The following is a 19,368-nucleotide window of genomic DNA, read 5'->3' on the forward strand; positions in this document are numbered from 1 at the left end:
AAAAACATGTTTTTGAATTGGCTTGAGCGCCGGGTCGATCCGTTCGCGCCCTTCGACGAGACGCGCACCCCACCGCGAACGGTTCTGGGCTTCGCTGGGTTCTATTTACAACCGATCCGCATCGCGCTTGTGGCGCTGTTCGTCATCGCTGTGGTGGCCGGGACGGTCGAGGCCTCGCTCTACCTGGTCTTGCGCTGGTTCATCGACCTGCTGGCCACGGCTGATCGGACAACCGTGTTGTCCGACCACGCGGTTGGCCTCGGCCTCGTGTTCCTGCTGATCGCGTTCGTGCGACCGGTCTCCATCTGGCTGCACGAAGTTTTGTCCAACCAGCTCATCGTGCCGCAATCGACCAGCCAGATCCGCTGGCGAGCGCATCTCTATACCCTCGGGCATTCCCTCTCGTATTTTCAGGGCGACTTCTCCGGCCGCCTAGCCAATCGCGTCGTGCAAGTCGGCCCGGCAGTGCGAGAGTTGGCCGTCGTATTCATAGATACGCTGCTCTACGTCGCGATCTATGCGGTGACGGCGGTCGGCCTGTTCGGCTCGATCTCACCCTGGCTCGCCCTACCGGTGCTGGTCTGGATCGGCGCCTATGCTGCTCTGACGACGTGGTTCGTTCCCAGGGCTCGGGCCCGGTCGCACAAGACTGCCGACACCCGCTCGGTGCTGATCGGCCGCATCGTCGACAGCTACACGAACATCCTGACCGTGAAGCTCTTCGCCCGCGACCGCGAGGAGCGAGCAACGGTCCGCGATGCGGTGGAAGTCCATACTGACGCCTACCTGTACCAGTTCCGGCTGGTGACGCTGACGACGAGCCTTCTGGGAATCCTCAACAGCACGCTGCTGATCGCCACCGGCGCCGCTTGTGTGATTCTCTGGCGTGACGGTGGCATGACCACCGGCGAAGCCTCGGCAGGCCTCGCACTGATCCTGCGGCTCATCGCCATGTCCGGTTGGGTGATGCAGACCGTCCGGGGCGTGTTCGAGAATGTCGGCGTGATCCAAGAGAGCATGCAGACCATGGCGCGGCCGCATGCGCTCGTGGATGCCTCTGGGGCCCGTGACCTGATCGTGGCTGGCGGTGAGGTCCGGTTCGAGACCGTGGGATTCCATTACGGCCGCGGCGACGCCACCGTGATCGAGAATTTCAGCCTGACGATCCGCCCCGGCGAGAAGGTGGGACTGGTGGGCGTCAGCGGAGCGGGCAAGTCCACCCTCGCAAGCCTGCTGCTGCGTCTTTACGAGGTCGAAACCGGGCGGATTTTGGTCGACGGCCAGGACATCGCGACGGTGACGCAGCAATCCCTGCGTGAGGCCATCGCCATGGTGAGCCAGGACACCTCACTGCTGCATCGTTCGATCCGCGAGAACATCGGCTACGGCCGTCCGGACGCCACGCAGGAGCAGATCGAGCACGCCGCTCGGCTTGCCCATGCCGACCAGTTCATCGCCGACCTCGTCGACCACAAGGGGCGCCGGGGCTACGACGCGCAGGTGGGGGAGCGCGGCGTGAAGCTCTCCGGTGGGCAGCGCCAGCGCATCGCCATCGCCCGGGTGATGCTCAAGGATGCGCCGATCCTGATCCTCGACGAGGCAACGTCAGCCTTGGACAGCGAAGTCGAGGCGGCAATCCAGGACTCCCTCGATACGCTGATGGCCGGCAAGACCGTGGTGGCGATCGCCCATCGCCTGTCCACGATCGCGGCTCTGGACCGCCTCGTGGTCATCGATCGCGGCCGCATCGTCGAGGAAGGGACCCATACCCAACTGGTGGCTCTCGGCGGTATCTATGCGGGCCTGTGGGCCCGGCAATCCGGCGGATTCCTGGACGGCGGCACGACCCGACTCGACAGCGCCGTGGCGTAGCCGCGCAGCCGCAGCGGCATTCGGCAACATATGACAACGATCGTGACCTAACGCGGTCGCGCGGCCCCGGTTAGCAACTTGACTTGGGGGTGGCAGACGGTCTCATTGCTCAGATTAGAACGATAATGCTTTGATCGCGGCCCGGCCGGGACATCAGGGCAGGGCACCTGCGGCCCTCACGCCAACGCACGGAGTTCCGAATCTTGGCGACCACCTCCGCCACCACCCCCGGCACCCGGGATGGCAGCTCTCCGGATGGGAGCCGCCGTGACTTCCTGTTCCTCGCGACCGGTGCCGCTCTTGCGGTCGGCGCGGGGTCCGTGGTCTGGCCGCTGATCTCGTCCATGGCGCCCGACGCCGAAACGATCGCGGCCGGCGCGCCCATCGACGTCGACCTGACCCCGATCCAGGACGGCCAGATCGTCAATGTGTTCTGGCGCGGCAAGCTAATCTTCGTTCGCAAACTGACGGCGAAGGAGGTGACCGACATGCAGGCGGTCCCGCTCTCGGCGATGATCGATCCGGCGGCCTTCCCGACCCGGGTCAAGAACGGCCATGACCAGTGGCTCGTCGTCTACGGCAACTGCACGCATCTCGGCTGCGTGCCGATCGGCCACCAGGGCAACTTCGAGGGCTGGGCCTGTCCCTGTCATGGCTCGCAGTTCGACGCGGTCGGGCGCGTTCGCCATGGGCCGGCCCCCATCAACCTGCCGATCCCACCCTATGCCTTCGAGACGGAGACCAAGATCCGGATCGGCGAGGGCGGCAAAGAAGCGGCGTAAGAGGGACGCGGACATGAGCGGAACTGCCAGCACCTACGTCCCGAAAAGCCGCGTCGCCAAGTGGTTCGAGGCCCGGCTGCCGATCGCCGGCCTCGTGCACTCGTCCTTCATCGCCTACCCGGTCCCCCGGAACCTCAACTATTTCTGGACCTTCGGGGCGATCCTGGCAGCCTTTCTGGGGATCCAGATCATCACCGGCGTCTGGCTGGCGATGCACTACGAGCCGTCGGCGACGGGCGCGTTCAATTCCGTCGAAAAGATCATGCGCGACGTGAATTACGGCTGGCTGCTGCGCTACGCGCACGCCAACGGCGCGTCGATGTTCTTCGTGGCGGTCTACGTCCACATGTTCCGGGCGCTGTATTACGGGTCCTACAAGGCCCCGCGCGAGGTGCTCTATATTCTCGGCGTCATCATCTACCTGCTGATGATGGCCACCGCGTTCCTCGGCTACACGCTGCCCTGGGGCCAGATGAGCTTCTGGGGCGCCACCGTCATCACCAATATCCTGGCGGCGATCCCGGTGGTCGGCGACACCATCCAGACGCTGCTCTGGGGCGGCTACTCGGTGGGTAATCCGACCGTGAACCGGTTCTTCTCGCTGCACTACCTATTGCCCTGGATGATCGCCGGCGTCGTCATGCTGCACGTCTGGGCGCTGCACGTTACTGGCCAGAACAACCCGGCCGGCATCCCGATCAAGTCGGGCAAGGACGCGGTGCCGTTCACCCCCTACGCCACCGTGAAGGACGTGTTCGCAACCTGCGTGTTCATGATCCTGTTCTCGTGGTTCCTGTTCTTCCAGCCGAACTACCTGGGCCACGCCGACAACTACATCGCGGCCAACCCGGCGGTGACGCCGGCGCATATCGTGCCCGAATGGTACTTCCTGCCGTTCTACGCGATCCTGCGGGCGGTCCCGAGCAAGCTCGGCGGCGTGATCCTGATGTTCTCCGCGGTGATCATCCTGGCCTTCGCGCCGTGGCTCGATTGGTCCCGGGTGCGCTCCTGCAACTACCGGCCGATCTACCGTCAGTTCTTCTGGGTGTTCATCGGCGCGACCTTCCTCCTGGGCTGGCTCGGATCCCAGCCCCCGGAGGGCGGCTACGTCCTCGCCTCCCAGATCTGCACGGCCTACTACTTCGCCCACTTCCTGATCGTCATGCCGCTCTGCGGCCTCTTCGAGACACCGAAGGCGCTGCCGGCTTCGATCCTGGAAAGCGTCACCGGGCCGGGCAAACAGGTGAGCGGATCCGGCATGCCGGCGGGTGCCGCCGCCGCTCCGATCACCAAGGGCTGACGGCAGGACCATGATGATGCGTCACGTCCTCTCGACCACCGCCGCCTTCGCTATCGCGGCTCTGCTCACCGGGGCGGCACCAGCCTCCGCCCAGGAGGGGCATGGCGGCCCGATCCCGGGGCGGATCAACTGGAGCTTCGCAGGCACCTTTGGCCGCTTCGACACCGCGCAACTGCAGCGCGGATTCCAAGTCTACAAGGAGGTCTGCTCCGCCTGTCATTCGATGAAGCTGGTCGCCTTCCGCAACCTCGCGCAGGATGGCGGCCCGGATTTCTCCGCTGCGCAGGTCAAGGCTCTGGCCGCGACCTATCAGGTCAAGGACGGCCCGAACGATTCCGGCGAGATGTTCGACCGGCCCGGACGGCCAGCTGACACGTTCCCGCCGCCCTTCCCGAACGATCAGGCCGCGGCGGCCGCCAATGGTGGTAAGGCGCCGCCCGACTTTTCGGTGATCGCCAAGGCGCGGACTTTTTCGCGCGGTTCGTTGTACTTCCTGACCGACTGGCTGCCGTTCGTCGGCTACTCGGAGCAGGGTCCCGACTACATCCACGCCCTGCTCAACGGCTACGAAGAGGCTCCGAAGGACTTTTCGGTGCCCGACGGCGGCCACTACAACAAATACTATCCCGGGCACATCATCGCGATGCCGCCCCCGATCACCGATGGGCAAGTGACCTACCCCAAGGGCGATGACGGCCAGCCTGTGGTGCCGGAAACGGTGGACCAGTACGGCAAGGACGTCGCGGCCTTCCTGATGTGGGCGGCCGAGCCGCACATGATGGACCGCAAGGCCCTGGGCTTCCGGGTGATCCTGTTCCTGATCATCCTGTCGGGGTTGCTCTACTACGTGAAGAAGAAGGTCTGGGCCGATGTCGGCGGCGAGGTCCATGGCCTTCAGCCAGAGCTGCACAAGACGTTCTGAGCCAGCTTAGCATCGGTTGCGCCGGGTGGGCCTCCTTCGGGGGGCCCACCTTTTTTGGGCTGGGTCCCTGTGCTACCGCTCCGTGAACGCGGCCGCCGGCCTCCCGGCGACACCGATCCCGTCCGAGCACCTCTTCTTGAGGTGCCTGCTGTCGCAGGCGTCGAATGGAGATTCAAGGATCGCCGCGGGTTCCGGATGTCTCCTTTCGAGGCCTCCGCTTCGCTCCGGCACCTCAGGATGAGGTGGTGGATCGAATGTAGCGCACGAAGGGAAGCGGCATGACGGCAGCGGTGCTCGGGGTGATGGGCGGATCGGGTGTCTACGATCTGCCCGGGCTCGAGGACGTGCGTGAGGAGCGCGTCGCCTCACCCTGGGGTGAGCCCTCGGATGCGCTGCGCATCGGGCGGATCGGCGAGACCAAAGTCGTGTTCCTCGCCCGGCACGGGCGCGGCCATCGGCTGTCGCCGTCCGGTATCAACTATCGCGCCAATATCGACGCGCTGAAGCGGGCCGGCGTCACCGACCTCGTGGCGCTCTCCGCCTGTGGGTCGTTCCGCGAGGAGCTGCCCCCTGGCCTGTTCGTGTTGGTCGACCAGTTCGTCGACCGCACCCACGGGCGGGCCTCCTCGTTCTTCGGCGACGGCTGCGTTGCCCACGTCTCGCTCGCCCACCCGGTCGGCCCGGGGCTGCAGGCGCGGATGGCCAACGCCGCCCAGGCGGAGGACATCGCAGTCCATCGCGGCGGCACCTATGTCTGCATGGACGGCCCGCAATTCTCCTCGCTCGCCGAGTCCCGGGCCTACAAGGCGCAGGGCTTCGACGTGATCGGCATGACCAACATGCCTGAGGCCAAGCTCGCCCGCGAGGCGGAGATCACCTACGCGACCATCGCCATGGTGACCGACTACGATTGCTGGCACCCCGGCCACGATGCCGTGGACGTCGCGGCGGTGATCGCGGTGGCCCGGACCAATGCCGACACGGCGGCCCGGCTGGTGGCGCGGCTCGCCCGCGACTTCCCGGCCGAGCGCGAGGCCTGCCCGGCGGGCTCGCACCGGGCGCTCGACGGTGCGATCATGACCGCGCCGACCGCCCGCGATCCGCAGTTGCTCGCCAAGCTCGATGCGGTGGCCGGCCGCGTGCTTCAGGGATAGGTCGGCTTCACCCTTTCCATTCCCGAGAAACTCACACTAGAAAGCGCTCGCGGCTCCGGCCGCCCCCGACGCGAAGTCCGAAAAAATGCGCAGCGCCTCCATCAGCCGGAAGACCGCCGAGACCGATATCGCGGTCAGCGTCGGGCTCGACGGGACCGGGCAGTCGAAGATCGCCACCGGCATCGGCTTCCTTGACCACATGCTGGACCTGTTCGCCCGGCACGGCCTGTTCGACCTGGAGGTCAGGGTCGATGGCGACCTGCATATCGATCAGCATCATTCCGCCGAGGATTGCGGCATCGCGCTGGGCCAAGCCTTCGCCAAGGCGCTCGGCGACAAGCGCGGCGTGACGCGCTACGCCGACATCCACCTGCCGATGGATGAGGCGCTGACCCGGGTCTGCGTCGACATCTCGGGCCGGCCGTTCCTCGTGTTCCGTACCACCTTCCGAGTGGAGAAGATCGGGCAGTTCGACACCGAGTTGGTGCGCGAGTGGTTCCAGGCCTTTGCGATGAATGCCGGGCTGACCCTGCACGTCGAGACCCTGTACGGCGACAACGCCCACCACATCGCCGAGAGCTGCTTCAAGGGCTTGGCCCGCGCCTTGCGGAAGGCGGTGGCGATCGACCCACGCGAGGAGGGACGCGTTCCCTCTACGAAGGGCTCCCTGTAGACCATCGTTTCTTGGCGCTCCCGCGGGTGGTTTTGACCGTCGGCGAACGCTTACACCGGGAGTCCCGCGATGCGGATGCGCAGCTACACGCTCCACCTGCCGACCGATGCGCGGCCGGGCGAGTCCATTGGTCTCGACCGGGCCGTGCTCGTACCGGACGGTTTCTCTTGGTCGGCCTTCGCGTTCACCGTGTTGTGGTTTCTGTTCCATCGTCTCTGGATCGCTGCGTTGATCGTCCTCGCCGGCCTGCTGGGGCTGGCTGCACTCGGCCACACGCTCGGATTACCGCCCGGCATCGCCACGATCGTCACCCTGCTGGCCTCGGTGCTGATCGGTCTCGAAGCGTCCAGCCTGCGCCGCTGGACGCTGTCTCGTCGGGGATGGCCGACGCGCGATGCCGTCATCGCCGCCACCCCGGAGGAGGCCGAAGCCCGGGCGCTGGGCCGTTGGCTCGATTCCACCGCCGCGGTACCGCGTGCGCCGTTCCCGGCTGGTCCCGCTCGGCGCACCGAGCCGGTCATCGGCTTGTTCCCCGCTCAAGCAGTCGCTCGGTGATGTCTGTCCGGTCGAGACGCGCATGAGCACCGAGACGGTCGCGATTATCGATTATGGGTCGGGCAACCTCCATTCTGCGGCCAAGGCGTTCGAGCGCGCCGCCCGGGAGGGCGGACTCGACACGCGTATCTGCCTGACCTCCGACCCGGAGGTGGTCGCAGCTGCCGACCGGGTCGTGCTGCCGGGTGTCGGCGCCTATGCCGATTGTCGGCGTGGGCTCGACGGCGTCCCAGGCATGGTCGAAGCGATGACCCAGGTGGCACAAGGGGCGGGGCGTCCGTTCCTCGGTATCTGCGTGGGTATGCAGTTGCTTGCGAGCCGGGGCCTCGAATACGAGACCACACCGGGCCTCGGCTGGATTCCGGGCGATGTCGCGCCGATCCGGCCATCCGACCCGACGCTCAAGATCCCCCATATGGGCTGGAACACGCTGCGCATCGCTCGCGACCACGCGTTGCTGGCTCATATTCCCATCGGCGAGGGCGGACTGCACGCTTACTTCGTGCACAGCTTCGCGCTTTCGGCCGAGCATTCGGACGACGTGGTGGCGCAGGCGGACTATGGTGGTCCAGTGACCGCGATGGTCGCCCGCGGCAACATTGCCGGCACGCAGTTCCATCCCGAGAAGAGCCAGCGCCTTGGCCTGGCGCTCATCACGAACTTTTTGAACTGGCGCCCCTGAGCGGCCTCCGACTTCGGTAAGAAGAAAGACAGAACGCGTGATCCTGTACCCGGCGATCGACCTGAAAGAGGGACGCTGCGTCCGCCTCATCCAGGGGGACATGGCACAGGCCAAGATCTTCGGCGACGATCCGGCCGCGCAGGCCGCAACTTTTGAGGAGCAAGGTTTCCCCTGGCTCCACGTCGTCGATCTTGACGGCGCCTTCGCAGGGGCACCGCGCAACGCAACCGCTGTGGATGCGATTCTCGCCCGGGTCGGAATCCCGGTCCAACTCGGCGGCGGCATCCGTGAAATGAAGACGCTCGAGGGCTGGCTTGCGAAGGGCGTCGCCCGGGTGATCATCGGCACCGCCGCCGTGCGCGATCCCGGCTTCGTCCGAGAGGCGGCGCGCTTGCATCCCGGCAAGATCGCCGTGGGCATCGATGCGAAGGATGGACGTGTCGCCGTCGAGGGCTGGGCACAGACGTCCAGCATGACCGCCGAAGAACTCGGCCGCCGCTTCGAGGACGCGGGCGTCGCCGCGATTATCTACACCGACATCGCCCGAGACGGCATCCTGAAGGGCCTCAACGTTGAGATGACCTTGGCGTTGGCGCAGGCTGTTCGCATCCCAGTGATCGCCTCGGGTGGCCTCGCCTCCATCGACGACGTGCACCGGCTGCTTCAGCCTGATTGCGCACTGATCGCCGGCGCTATCACCGGTCGGGCACTTTACGACGGCCGGATCGATCCACAGGCAGCGCTGGCTGCGATCGCACAGACGCGCGGCCCGGCGGCGTGATAGGCTTGCCCCTCGGGGCACGTCGACTCGGGAGGCTTCGATGACGACGTTGAAGACCCGGACATCCCCAGCTGGCACGGCCTACGAGGACGATTTTTATACCTGGCCGCAGGCGCAGAGCACTCGTTTGCGCGCTGGCGACCTTCCAGGCCTCGGCCGTGAGAATCTTGCCGAGGAGATCGAGAGCTTAGACAGGAGCCAGTTCACGAGCCTGGTCAGTCCTCTGCGCGTGGTGCCGGTGCACGTGCTTAAGGTCGACCACCAGCCCGCGAAACACACCCGCAGCTGGGCGATCTCAATCGCGTCGCATCGCGTCCATGCGCTTGATGAGTTGGACGAAAGCCCAGGGGTGAAGGCTCGCTTGAGCGAAGCCATCGAGAAAGCCTACCGCCGCGCCCGCCTCGAAGTCGCGAAAGAGACCGGTCTGCTGCGGAAGCGCTTCACAGAGGCCTGTTCCTACACCTATCAGGACATCATGGATCGCCCATTCGCGATCGACCCTGAATCCTGACCGGACCGCCGAGGGACCGTGCTGAAAACCCGCATCATCCCCTGCCTCGACGTGAAGGACGGCCGCGTCGTGAAGGGCGTCCGTTTCGAGGGACTGCGTGACGCCGGCGATCCCGTTGAGGCGGCCAAGGTCTATGATGCGGCTGGGGCCGACGAGCTGTGCTTCCTCGACATCACCGCGAGCCGCGAAGCTCGGGGCACGCTCCTCGACATCGTCAGCCGGACCGCAGAAGCTTGCTTCATGCCGCTCACCGTCGGCGGCGGCGTACGCACCGTCGAGGACGTTCGGGCGCTTCTGCTCGCCGGCGCCGACAAGGTGGCGATCAACACCGCGGCCGTGACGAACCCGGACCTCGTCGCCCGGGCGGCGGAAAAGTTCGGCGCGCAGTGCATCGTCGTGGCGATTGATGCCAAGCGGGTCTCCGGCCCCGATGCGCCAGCGCGCTGGAAAATCTTTACTCATGGCGGCCGCGACCCAACCGGGATCGACGCCGTCGCCTTCGCTCGTCTTGTGGCCGAGAAGGGCGCAGGCGAGCTGTTGGTCACCTCCATGGACAAAGACGGCACCCGCTCCGGCTACGACCTCGCGCTGACGCGGGCGATCAGCGACGCCGTGAGCGTCCCGGTGATCGCCTCGGGCGGGGTGGGCGGCCTCGACGACCTCGTGGCCGGCGTGGCCCAGGGCGGCGCCAGTGCGGTTCTGGCGGCTTCGATCTTTCATTTCGGGCAGGCGACGATCGCGGAGGCGAAGGCCCATATGGCGGCTTCCGGCCTCGCCATGCGTCTCGACGGTCCGGCATCATCAGCGAGAGCGCCCCTGTGAGCAGCACCCTTCTGGCCAACGCGACCCTTCTCGATCCGGTGACGGGCCGTGAGTCGCGCGGCGCCGTGCTGGTGCGCGGCGGCCGCATCGCCGACATCGCCGAAGGCGCCGCCCCCGGAGCCCCGGCGGAGACCACCGTCATTGATTGCCGCGGCCGGGTCCTCAGCCCGGGGTTGATCGACATGCGTGCCTTCGTGGGCGAGCCGGGGGCTGAGCATCGGGAGACCCTGGCCTCCGCGAGCGCCGCAGCGGCGGCGGGCGGGGTGACCACGCTTGTCTGCATGCCGGACACCAACCCTGTGATCGACGGGCCGGCGATCGTGGATTTTGTCCTCCGCCGCGCCCGCGATACCGCCTGCGTCCATGTCCTTCCCGCTGCCGCGATCACCAAGGGGTTGGCCGGCAAGGAGATGACCGAGTTCGGCCTGCTCAAGGAAGCGGGTGCCGTGGCGTTCACGGATGGTCTCCACGCCGTCGCGAACGCCCAGGTGATGCGCCGCGCCCTGACCTACGCGCGGGATTTCGATGCCCTGCTGATGCAGCATGTCGAGGATGCCGACCTCGTGGCCGAGGGCGTGATGAACGAGGGCGAACTCGCCTCGCGCCTCGGGCTGATGGGCATTCCCCGAGAGGCCGAGACCGTCATGCTGGAGCGCGACATCCGCCTCGTGCGTCTGACCGGCGCCCGCTACCACGCAGCGATGATCTCGACCGCCGATTCGGTGGAGATCGTACGCCGGGCCAAGCAGGACGGCCTACCGGTGACATGCGGCGTCTCGGTCAACAACCTCGTGCTGAACGAGAACGATATCGGCCATTACCGCACCTTCTGCCGGCTGTCGCCGCCGCTCCGCGACGAGGCCGATCGGCACGCCATGGTCCGGGCGCTCGACGAGGGCGTGATCGACGTGGTCGTCTCGGACCACAACCCGCAGGATGTCGAGACCAAGCGCCTGCCCTTCGCGGAGGCAGCTGACGGTGCCCTCGGCATCGAGACCCTGCTCGGCGCGTCCCTGCGCCTGGTCCATACCGGCGACCTCGCGCTGAACAAGCTGATTGCGGCGCTGACCGTGAACCCCGCCCGGATCCTCGGGCGTGAGGCCGGCCGGCTCGCGGTCGGCGCCCCGGCCGACCTTGTGCTGATCGATCCGGATCTACCCTACGTGCTCGATAAGCGCCGGCTGAAGTCGCGTTCCAAGAACTCGCCCTTCGACGAGGCACGGCTCCAAGGCGCCGCGGTCCTGACGCTGGTTGACGGCCGAATCGTTCACGCGATCGACGATCTGGCGGCGGCGGCATGATGCCCCCGGACGTTGCGACGCCGGCCGCTCTCGGCGGCCTCGCCCTCGGCTATGCCCTGGGCTCGATCCCGTTCGGGCTGATCCTGACGCGCTTCGCCGGGTTGGGGGACGTTCGGGCGATCGGCTCGGGCAATATCGGCGCCACCAACGTGCTGCGCACCGGCCGCAAGGGTCTCGCGGCGGCCACCCTGCTCGGTGACGCGCTCAAGGGGACAGCGGCGGTGCTGATCGCCCGGCAGTTCCTCGGCGAGGGCCCGGCCCTGGCCGCTGGGCTCGGGGCTTTTCTCGGCCATCTCTTCCCAGTCTGGCTCGGCTTCAAGGGCGGCAAGGGGGTGGCGACCTTTATCGGCGTGCTGCTGGCCTTCAGCCCGCCGGCGCTAGCGGCCTTCGCGGCGATCTGGCTCGGCCTCGCCTTCGCGCTGAAATACTCGTCGCTCGCCGCCCTGGCGGCCTCCGCGGCCACGCCGTTGGTGCTGTGGGCGCTTGGGGCGCCGACGCAAGCTCTGCTGTTCCTGCTGCTCGGGCTGCTGCTATGGTGGAAGCACGCTCCCAATATCCGGCGACTCGTGGCCGGCAGCGAGGGGCGCATCGGCCAGAAGGGGTGAGCGCGCGCCGAGGCGCGATCCGGGGTGCGTCATGCAGCTCACCGATGCCCAGCGCCTCGACTGGCTACGTCTGATCCGGACCGAGGGTATCGGCCCGCGCAGCTTCCGCACCCTCATCAACCGGTTCGGCGGCGCGACCGCAGCGCTCGAAGCCCTGCCGGACCTGACCCAGCGCCGCGGCCGACGCATCGAGCCGCCGAGCCGCGGCCAGGCCGAGGACGAGCTCGCAGCCCTGGCGCGTCTCGGAGGGCGGCTGTTGGCCACCGGCGAGCCGGATTATCCGCGCCTGCTCCAGTGCGCCGACGCGGCGCCGCCCCTCATCGCCGTGTGCGGCCACCCGAACATTCTGAACCGGCCTGCTGTCGCCCTCGTGGGCTCGCGCAACGCTTCGACCGCGGGGCTCGCTTTCACCGAGCGACTGGCCCGGGGCCTCGGGGAAGCCGGGCTCGCCGTCGTGTCGGGCCTCGCCCGGGGGATCGACGCCCGCGCCCACAAGGCTAGCCTGCAGAGCGGCACGATCGCGGTGATGGCCGGCGGTCAGGACCGAATTTATCCGGCCGCCCACGCCGCCCTGGTCGACGCGATCCTGGGGGAGGGTGGCGCGGTGCTCGCCGAGATGCCCATGGGCTGGGAGGCGCGCGGCCGCGATTTCCCCCGCCGCAACCGCATCATCTCGGGCGTGTCGTACGGGACGATCGTGGTCGAGGCGGCGCGCCGCTCCGGCTCACTGATCACAGCGCGGTATGCCCTCGAGCAGAACCGCGAAGTGTTCGCCGTCCCGGGCTCGCCTCTGGACCCGCGCGCGGAAGGCACCAACGACCTAATCCGGCAGGGCGCGACCCTAGTCGCCGAGGTGCAGCACGTCATCGACGTCATCGGCCCGATCATTGAGCGTGGTCCCAACCCCGACGCCGCCCCCGCCCGGCAGCGGCCGGACCTCGCCGAGCAGCCGGATTTCTGGGACGAGATCGAGCTGGAGGGACGGGTGTTTTCGATCGACGGCAGCCCTTCGGGTTTCAGCTACGAGGCACCGCCGATCGAACCGGACGAGCCGACGGACGACCGCCAGAAGATCATCGCTCTGCTCGGGCCGAGCCCGGTCGGGACCGACGAACTCGCGCGCAGCGCCGGGGTCGGCGCCCGAGTGGTACAGACAGTTTTGCTGGAGCTGGAACTCGACGGCCGGATCGAGCGACACGGCAGCGGAGCGGTCTCGCTGCTCAGTCGCTGACCGGCTCCGCATCAGAGTCGGCCAAGTTGCGCATCACGTCCAGGCACCCCTGCAGGATATAGGCGGCGGCCAGCTTATCGACGAGCTGGCCGCGCCGGGCCCGGGAGGCATCCGCTTCGATCAGCGCCCGGGTGACCACGGCGGTGGACAGGCGCTCGTCGAAGAACACGTGCGGGATATCGATGATCGGCTTGAGATTGCGCACGAAGGCGCGGGTCGATTGAACGCGCGGTCCTTCGCTGCCATCCATGTTCAGGGGAAGGCCGATCACCAAGCCCCCGACCGCGTGCTGCCGGCAGAGCGCCGCAAGCCGCTGCGCGTCTGGTGTGAACTTGACCCTCCGGATCGTCTCGAGCGGCGTGGCGATCTGGCGGCCGAGATCCGATAGGGCGAGCCCGATCGTCTTGGTGCCGAGATCGACTCCGATCAGGCGCGCGCCGCCGCGCGATGCGGCGGCGAAAATGCGGATTTCGTCGAAATTCATGCCGCTGCCTGATGCATCGTTCCGAAAGGTGTTGACGGTCTTTCGGAAAAAACGATGCCGCGTCGAAACTTAGAGCATCGCCTGGGATCCCGATCCTGGGCGATGCTCTAAGCGACCCCGGTGCCCCGCGCCAGCGTTGCTTCCGCGATCCCCTCGAATCGAGCGGGAAGCGGCGTCGCGCCAGGTCCCAGGACCAGTGCAGCGGACGGCCTGGTCACGCGGCCGAAGAAGTCGGTCAGGCTTTCACCGCCGAAGCGCACCGTCTCCAGGTCGGGGGCCAGAAGCCAGATATCGTACTCCTCGCCGGTCCCGGCGACGTCCCAGAACAGGAAGCTGCCATCTTCGCCCACGCCGAAGAAGCAGGCGCGCTCGATCACCGCGGGGTCACCGTCCTCGACATCGAATCGGTGCGCCGCATCGCCATCCTCAAGCATCGCCACGGCATTGCCGACACTGATGGCGATGACCCCGGCTTGCGTGGCGAGATCGCTAGCCTCGAACGGTGCCGGGACGGCGATCCGGAATTGCTCGCCCGCCAAGCCAATACCGCAGGTCTCGCAGAAGCTGCGGTAGGACGCAGGCAGGGGGAAGCCCAGCTCCGCCGCCGCCCGGTCCAAGTCGGCCGGTTGTGCCGTAAACCCGGCCGACAGGCTCGTGAAAACCTGTTCCCACATCACACCCGCTCCACCGTCCACAGGCTTAACCTTATCCGCAGATCGACACAGCTGCGCCCGGAGCCGTTCGCGAATAAGTCGGTTAAGACTTCGTTAATTCTCGTTCCGGGTATCGCCATGTCGACGATCGGCCAACCCACCGCTGTACGCCCGTCCCGCCGCCCGCAGACCATGACCCGCAAGCAGTGCTGGATGCTGGTCCTGGCCTTCGAAGTGCTGGTCCTCGGTGTTTCGCTGTCAGTCCTGCAGCCAGTGCGGCGCGCCGGGATCCTGATCGAGATGTCGGTCACGCCGAACCACGTGGTGACTTGATCCGAGCCGGCCTCACCGGGTCTGTTCCAGCGGTGTCGCCGAGCGGGCCATCGCCCGCGTTGCGGCGCGTCGAAGCGCAGTGCTATAGCCCGGCTTGGCGCCGGGGAAGCCCCCCGGGCAAGGGTGAACGGGACGGCATGTCGGTCGACGAGAAGACGGTTCGGCGCATCGCGCATCTGGCGCGGATCGCAGTCACCGACGACGAGGTCGGTCCGCTGCAGGGTGAGTTGAACGCCATCCTGGCCTTCGTCGAGCAGCTCGGCGCGGTGGACGTGTCCGGCGTCGAGCCGATGACCTCGGTCACCCCGATGGCGATGAAGAAGCGTGAGGACGTCGTCACCGAGGGCGGCCGCGCCGCCGACGTGGTCGCCAACGCCCCCGAGACCGAAAGCAATTACTTCCTGGTTCCGAAGGTCGTCGAGTAGGCTGCTTCCGGCCTTCGGCGAAGCATGAATTCTGGCGGCATGCGCGCGACGGCGCGCGCGAGGACGTGAACAGCGTGGATCCGAACGAACTCACCCTGGCCGAGGCACGCGACGCCCTCAAGGCGAAGCGGATCTCGGCCCGCGAACTGACCCAGGCGCATCTCGACGCGATGGCCAAGGCCCGCGTGCTGAATGCCTACATCCGTGAGACGCCCGACCACGCCCTCAAGATGGCGGATGAGGCGGACCAGAAGCTCGCCACCGGCGAGGCTCGCCCGCTGGAGGGCATCCCGCTGGGGATCAAGGACCTGTTCTGCACCGAGGGCGTGACCACCACCGCCGGCTCCAAGATTCTGGAGGCCTTCGTCCCGCACTACGAATCCGCCGTCTCGGCCAACCTGTGGCGCGACGGCGCGGTGATGCTGGGAAAGCTGAACCTCGACGAATTCGCCATGGGCTCGTCCAACGAGACCAGCGCCTACGGCAACGTGGTCTCGCCCTGGCGGCGTAAGGGCTCCGACGCGCAGCTGGTGCCGGGCGGCTCGTCCGGCGGCTCGGCTGCGGCAGTCGCGGCGCGGCTCTGCCTGGGTGCCACCGCAACGGATACCGGCGGATCGATCCGCCAGCCCGCCGCCTTCACCGGCACGGTGGGGATCAAGCCGACCTACGGCCGCTGCTCGCGCTGGGGTACGGTGGCCTTCGCCTCCTCCCTGGACCAGGCCGGCCCGATCGCCCGCACGGTGCGCGATTGCGCGATCCTGCTCGGCTCGATGGCCGGCCCGGACGCCCGCGACACCACCTGCGTCGACCTCCCGGTGCCGGATTTCGAGGCCGCGGTCTCCCGCGGCGTGAAGGGCCTGACCATCGGCATCCCCAAGGAGTACCGGGTCGACGGCATGCCGGCCGAGATCCAGAAGCTTTGGGACGACGGCGCCGCCTGGCTGAAGGATGCCGGCGCGACGATCAAGGAGATCTCGCTGCCGCACACCTCGTCGGCGCTGCCGGCCTATTACATCGTCGCCCCGGCGGAGGCCTCCTCGAACCTCGCCCGCTACGACGGCGTCCGCTACGGCCTGCGCGTGCCCGGCAAGGACATCGCCGGGATGTACGAGAACACCCGCGCCGCCGGCTTCGGCCGCGAGGTCAAGCGCCGGATCATGATCGGCACCTACGTGCTCTCGGCCGGCTATTACGACGCGTATTACGTGCGCGCTCAGAAGATCCGCACGCTGATCAAGCGCGACTTCGAGCAGGCCTATGCGGCGGGCGTCGACGCGATCCTGACCCCTGCGACGCCGTCCTCGGCGTTCGGGATCGGCGAGAAGGCCTCAGCCGACCCGGTGGAGATGTATCTCAACGACGTGTTCACCGTGACGGTGAACATGGCGGGGCTGCCAGGAATCGCGGTGCCCGCCGGCATCGACGGCCAGGGCCTGCCGCTGGGCCTCCAGCTGATCGGCCGGCCGTTCGACGAGGAGACGCTGTTCGCGGTCGCCCAGGTGATCGAGGAGGCCGCCGGCCGGACCATCCTGCCCGAGCCCTGGTGGTCATGACCGTCCCGTTCTATCCCTGGACGGTCTGGATCTGGGCCGCGTTCGACCCGGCGCTGATCGTAGTGGCGGTCTATCTCGGCTGGACCGCCAGCCAGTTCGGGAAGGTGTTCATCGCGGCGATTGCGGCGCTGGGCTTCTCGGTGCTGTTCTCTTGGGCGGTGAGCGCCGCCGGAATACCGTGGCCAGCCCCGATCACCCACGACGGGCCGACCTTCTTTCCGGTGCGGGCCATCGCGGCTCTGCTCTGGGCGATGATCGGCTACGGGGCCCGCCGGGCGATCGCCCGCCGCGCTTGATTCTTGACGCATGCGACCCGTAAGTGATCGGACGACGCCTGCTCCTACTCGCGCCCTCATCCTGAGGTGCCCGCGCGAGCGGACCTCGAAGGAGCCTCCAGCGGGCGCGCGATCCCTGGAGCCCTCCTTCGAGGCCGCTTCGCGGCGCCTCAGGATGAGGGGGTGGGAATGGAAGCCCCTGACAAGCCTTTTCCGGCCCGGACGACCATGAACGCACCTGTCGATCCCAAAAAACTTATCAAGGGCGGCCTGCACGACTGGGAGGTGATCGTCGGCATGGAAGTCCATGCCCAGGTCTCCAGCCGGGCCAAGCTGTTTTCCGGCGCCTCCACCGAGTTCGGGGCAGAGCCGAACGATCACGTCTCTCTGGTCGATGCCGCCATGCCCGGCATGCTTCCGGTGATCAATCAGGAATGCATCGCGCAGGCGGTCCGTACCGGCTTGGGCTTGAAGGCCCAGATCAACCTGCGCTCGGTGTTCGACCGGAAGAACTATTTTTACCCGGACCTGCCGCAGGGCTACCAGATCTCGCAGTACAAGGACCCGATCGTCGGAGAGGGTGAGGTGCTGGTCGACATGCTCGACGGCACGTCGATCACGGTCGGCATCGAGCGCCTGCATCTGGAGCAGGATGCGGGCAAGTCGCTGCACGACCAGGATCCGACCAAGAGCTTCGTCGACCTCAACCGCTCGGGCGTGGCGCTGATGGAGATCGTCTCCCGGCCGGATCTGCGCTCGTCGGAGGAGGCCAAGGCCTACGTGACCAAGCTGCGCACGATCCTGCGCTATCTCGGCACCTGCGACGGCGACATGGAGAAAGGTTCGCTCCGCGCCGACGTGAACGTCTCGGTGCGCCTCCCGGGTGAGCCGCTCGGCACGCGCTGCGAGATCAAGAACGTCAACTCGATCCGCTTCATCGGCCAGGCAATCGAGACCGAAGCGCGCCGCCAGATCGCGATCCTGGAGGATGGCGGAAAGATCGACCAGGAGACGCGCCTGTTCGATCCGGGCAAGGGCGAGACCCGCTCGATGCGCTCCAAGGAAGAGGCGCACGATTACCGGTACTTCCCCGATCCCGACCTGCTGCCGCTCGAATTCGACCAGGCCTATGTCGACGCCCTGGCCGCCGGCCTGCCGGAGCTGCCGGACGCTAAGAAGGCCCGGTTCGTCAAGGATTACGGCCTCTCGCCCTACGATGCCGGCGTGCTCGTGGCCGAGCGGGCCTCGGCTGATTACTACGAGGCGGTGGCCCAGGGACGCGACGGCAAGGCTGCCGCGAACTGGGTGATCAACGAGCTGTTCGGCCGCCTGAACAAGGAGGGCCTCTCGATCGAAGCGACGCCAGTCTCGGCCGATCAGCTCGGCGCGATCGTCGACCTGATCGGCGAGGGCGTGATCTCCGGCAAGATCGCGAAGGACCTGTTCGAGATCGTCTGGACCGAGGGCGGCGATCCGCGCGCCGTCGTCGAGAGCCGCGGCATGAAGCAGGTGACCGACACCGGCGCCATCGAGGCCGCCATCGACCAGATCATCGCGGCCAACCCCGATAAGGTCGCCCAGGCCAAGGAGAAGCCGACCCTGCTCGGCTGGTTCGTCGGCCAGACCATGAAGGCGACCGGCGGCAAGGCGAACCCGGCGGCCGTCAACGCGCTGCTCAAGGACAAGCTCGGGATCGCCTGAGCGACACCCGGATCATGCCATCGATTTATCCCGCCGCGGCCTTGCCGGGCGGGTGATGGTGGAACAGGTCCTGCGATGAGAAACCGCGGCGGAAGCGGCGCTAAGTGGGGCCTTTCGCGCATTCGAAGACGGGCCATATCACGGCCGCTTCTGCGCCCCTGGGGTCGCTTCCGTCTGGCTATTCGTCTGGTGCCGCTGAGCTCCGGGCCGAACCTGTCCCAAAACCGTCTAAGCGGCGCCACGCTGCGGTGGAGTCATGCCTGTCTCCTCCAGCTTCGACCAACCAATCTGACGCAGCACATTCCCGACATGCTGTCCGTTGATCTGGTCTGTGTCCGTTGTCGCCGAACACCCCTGAAGACTGCGCCGGCTTTTGACTTGCGTCAATACGGAATTTCCGGCCGCGCTTCCTTTCCTCGAAGCCCGATCAATCGCGCTGCAATGCAGTATCGCCAAAGCAAAGTCTTGCGGGGTTGAGCACCACGCCGCAAAACGTTGACGGCACCATAGGAATTTTCCCATATCACTAGATTGCCGAGTCGGTCGTCGTCGATGAAACGAGGGATGGCTCGCTCGGAGGATCCGTCTGCGTCGCAACGCTGACTGCGTCTGTCAGCCTCCCCCAGGACGTTGTCGGAAGACTGTTTCCTGGCGAGGCTGTTGCTCAGGATCAGGCTCGCGGCTTCCTCCACCTCGTCGCTGATTGCTCTTTCGGCGCCGACCTTGCGCTGAATACCGTTGCTGTAGCACCGG

Annotated in this window: 21 protein-coding genes; 19 read left to right on the top strand and 2 right to left on the bottom strand. The window is 67.0% G+C overall.

The window, feature by feature from the left end:
- The first annotated feature begins 6 nt into the window (after positions 1-6).
- The 14 genes from MKK65_RS23940 to dprA all read left to right on the top strand — a co-directional run bounded on the left by MKK65_RS23940 (position 7) and on the right by dprA (position 13,191).
- Positions 7-1,872, top strand: a complete 1,866-nt coding sequence (locus MKK65_RS23940; protein ID WP_243960490.1) for an ABC transporter ATP-binding protein — start codon at positions 7-9, stop codon at positions 1,870-1,872.
- Between the two features lie 203 nt (positions 1,873-2,075).
- Positions 2,076-2,654, top strand: a complete 579-nt coding sequence (petA, locus tag MKK65_RS23945; protein ID WP_058190338.1) for a ubiquinol-cytochrome c reductase iron-sulfur subunit — start codon at positions 2,076-2,078, stop codon at positions 2,652-2,654.
- A gap of 13 nt (positions 2,655-2,667) precedes the next feature.
- Positions 2,668-3,954: a cytochrome b gene (locus MKK65_RS23950; RefSeq protein ID WP_243960491.1), complete on the top strand. Its 1,287-nt coding sequence runs from the start codon at positions 2,668-2,670 to the stop codon at positions 3,952-3,954.
- A 13-nt stretch (positions 3,955-3,967) separates the two neighbouring features.
- The gene (locus MKK65_RS23955) at positions 3,968-4,876 is read left to right on the top strand and encodes a cytochrome c1 (protein WP_243960546.1); all 909 of its coding nucleotides are present in this window, start codon (positions 3,968-3,970) and stop codon (positions 4,874-4,876) included.
- Between the two features lie 278 nt (positions 4,877-5,154).
- On the top strand, positions 5,155-6,030 hold the full coding sequence (locus MKK65_RS23960) for an S-methyl-5'-thioadenosine phosphorylase (RefSeq protein ID WP_243960492.1): 876 nt from the start codon (positions 5,155-5,157) through the stop codon (positions 6,028-6,030).
- 85 nt (positions 6,031-6,115) lie between these two features.
- Positions 6,116-6,703: an imidazoleglycerol-phosphate dehydratase HisB gene (gene hisB, locus MKK65_RS23965; RefSeq protein ID WP_243960493.1), complete on the top strand. Its 588-nt coding sequence runs from the start codon at positions 6,116-6,118 to the stop codon at positions 6,701-6,703.
- A gap of 69 nt (positions 6,704-6,772) precedes the next feature.
- Entirely contained in the window at positions 6,773-7,258 is a 486-nt protein-coding gene (locus MKK65_RS23970) for a DUF2628 domain-containing protein (RefSeq protein WP_243960494.1), read from the top strand.
- A gap of 22 nt (positions 7,259-7,280) precedes the next feature.
- Positions 7,281-7,940 carry an imidazole glycerol phosphate synthase subunit HisH gene (hisH, locus tag MKK65_RS23975; RefSeq protein ID WP_243960495.1) on the top strand — a complete coding sequence of 220 codons (660 nt, stop codon included), beginning with the start codon at positions 7,281-7,283 and terminating at the stop codon, positions 7,938-7,940.
- A gap of 37 nt (positions 7,941-7,977) precedes the next feature.
- A complete protein-coding gene (hisA, locus tag MKK65_RS23980) occupies positions 7,978-8,721 on the top strand; it encodes a 1-(5-phosphoribosyl)-5-[(5-phosphoribosylamino)methylideneamino]imidazole-4-carboxamide isomerase (protein WP_243960496.1) in 744 nt (247 codons plus the stop codon).
- A gap of 40 nt (positions 8,722-8,761) precedes the next feature.
- Entirely contained in the window at positions 8,762-9,232 is a 471-nt protein-coding gene (locus tag MKK65_RS23985) for a DUF29 domain-containing protein (RefSeq protein WP_243960497.1), read from the top strand.
- An 18-nt stretch (positions 9,233-9,250) separates the two neighbouring features.
- Positions 9,251-10,054 (top strand): imidazole glycerol phosphate synthase subunit HisF, encoded by an 804-nt coding sequence (gene hisF / locus MKK65_RS23990; RefSeq protein ID WP_243960498.1) that lies wholly within the window; start codon positions 9,251-9,253, stop codon positions 10,052-10,054.
- Positions 10,051-11,355, top strand: coding sequence for a dihydroorotase (locus MKK65_RS23995; protein ID WP_243960499.1), 1,305 nt, complete (start codon positions 10,051-10,053; stop codon positions 11,353-11,355). Before hisF ends, MKK65_RS23995 begins: the two co-directional genes overlap by 4 nt.
- Complete coding sequence (gene plsY, locus MKK65_RS24000; protein WP_409565491.1) at positions 11,352-11,960, top strand: glycerol-3-phosphate 1-O-acyltransferase PlsY; 609 nt, start codon at positions 11,352-11,354, stop codon at positions 11,958-11,960. The genes MKK65_RS23995 and plsY overlap by 4 nt, the downstream gene beginning before the upstream one ends.
- A 31-nt stretch (positions 11,961-11,991) precedes the next feature.
- Complete coding sequence (gene dprA, locus MKK65_RS24005; RefSeq protein WP_243960500.1) at positions 11,992-13,191, top strand: DNA-processing protein DprA; 1,200 nt, start codon at positions 11,992-11,994, stop codon at positions 13,189-13,191.
- Here dprA and ruvX read toward each other — a convergent pair.
- Together ruvX and MKK65_RS24015 are read right to left on the bottom strand one after the other, a co-directional pair.
- A complete protein-coding gene (gene ruvX, locus MKK65_RS24010; RefSeq protein ID WP_243960501.1) occupies positions 13,181-13,675 on the bottom strand; it encodes a Holliday junction resolvase RuvX in 495 nt (164 codons plus the stop codon). The two genes, dprA and ruvX, sit on opposite strands and share 11 nt — an antisense overlap.
- 107 nt (positions 13,676-13,782) lie before the next feature.
- Positions 13,783-14,349 (bottom strand): SMI1/KNR4 family protein, encoded by a 567-nt coding sequence (locus MKK65_RS24015; protein ID WP_058190349.1) that lies wholly within the window; start codon positions 14,347-14,349, stop codon positions 13,783-13,785.
- Positions 14,350-14,466: 117 nt separating this feature from the next.
- Here MKK65_RS24015 and MKK65_RS24020 point away from each other — a divergent pair, with 117 nt between their 5' ends.
- From MKK65_RS24020 to gatB, 5 genes are all read left to right on the top strand, one after another.
- Positions 14,467-14,661 (top strand): hypothetical protein, encoded by a 195-nt coding sequence (locus tag MKK65_RS24020; protein ID WP_243960502.1) that lies wholly within the window; start codon positions 14,467-14,469, stop codon positions 14,659-14,661.
- Positions 14,662-14,798: 137 nt separating this feature from the next.
- Positions 14,799-15,086: an Asp-tRNA(Asn)/Glu-tRNA(Gln) amidotransferase subunit GatC gene (gene gatC / locus MKK65_RS24025; protein ID WP_243960503.1), complete on the top strand. Its 288-nt coding sequence runs from the start codon at positions 14,799-14,801 to the stop codon at positions 15,084-15,086.
- 74 nt (positions 15,087-15,160) lie between these two features.
- Positions 15,161-16,639: an Asp-tRNA(Asn)/Glu-tRNA(Gln) amidotransferase subunit GatA gene (gene gatA, locus MKK65_RS24030; protein WP_243960504.1), complete on the top strand. Its 1,479-nt coding sequence runs from the start codon at positions 15,161-15,163 to the stop codon at positions 16,637-16,639.
- Positions 16,636-16,935 (top strand): hypothetical protein, encoded by a 300-nt coding sequence (locus tag MKK65_RS24035; RefSeq protein WP_058190352.1) that lies wholly within the window; start codon positions 16,636-16,638, stop codon positions 16,933-16,935. Before gatA ends, MKK65_RS24035 begins: the two co-directional genes overlap by 4 nt.
- Positions 16,936-17,142: 207 nt before the next feature.
- Positions 17,143-18,615 carry an Asp-tRNA(Asn)/Glu-tRNA(Gln) amidotransferase subunit GatB gene (gene gatB / locus MKK65_RS24040; protein ID WP_243960505.1) on the top strand — a complete coding sequence of 491 codons (1,473 nt, stop codon included), beginning with the start codon at positions 17,143-17,145 and terminating at the stop codon, positions 18,613-18,615.
- Positions 18,616-19,368 lie beyond the last annotated feature (753 nt).

It is taken from the genome of Methylobacterium sp. J-001 (genome assembly GCF_022829565.1).
GTDB lineage: Bacteria > Pseudomonadota > Alphaproteobacteria > Rhizobiales > Beijerinckiaceae > Methylobacterium.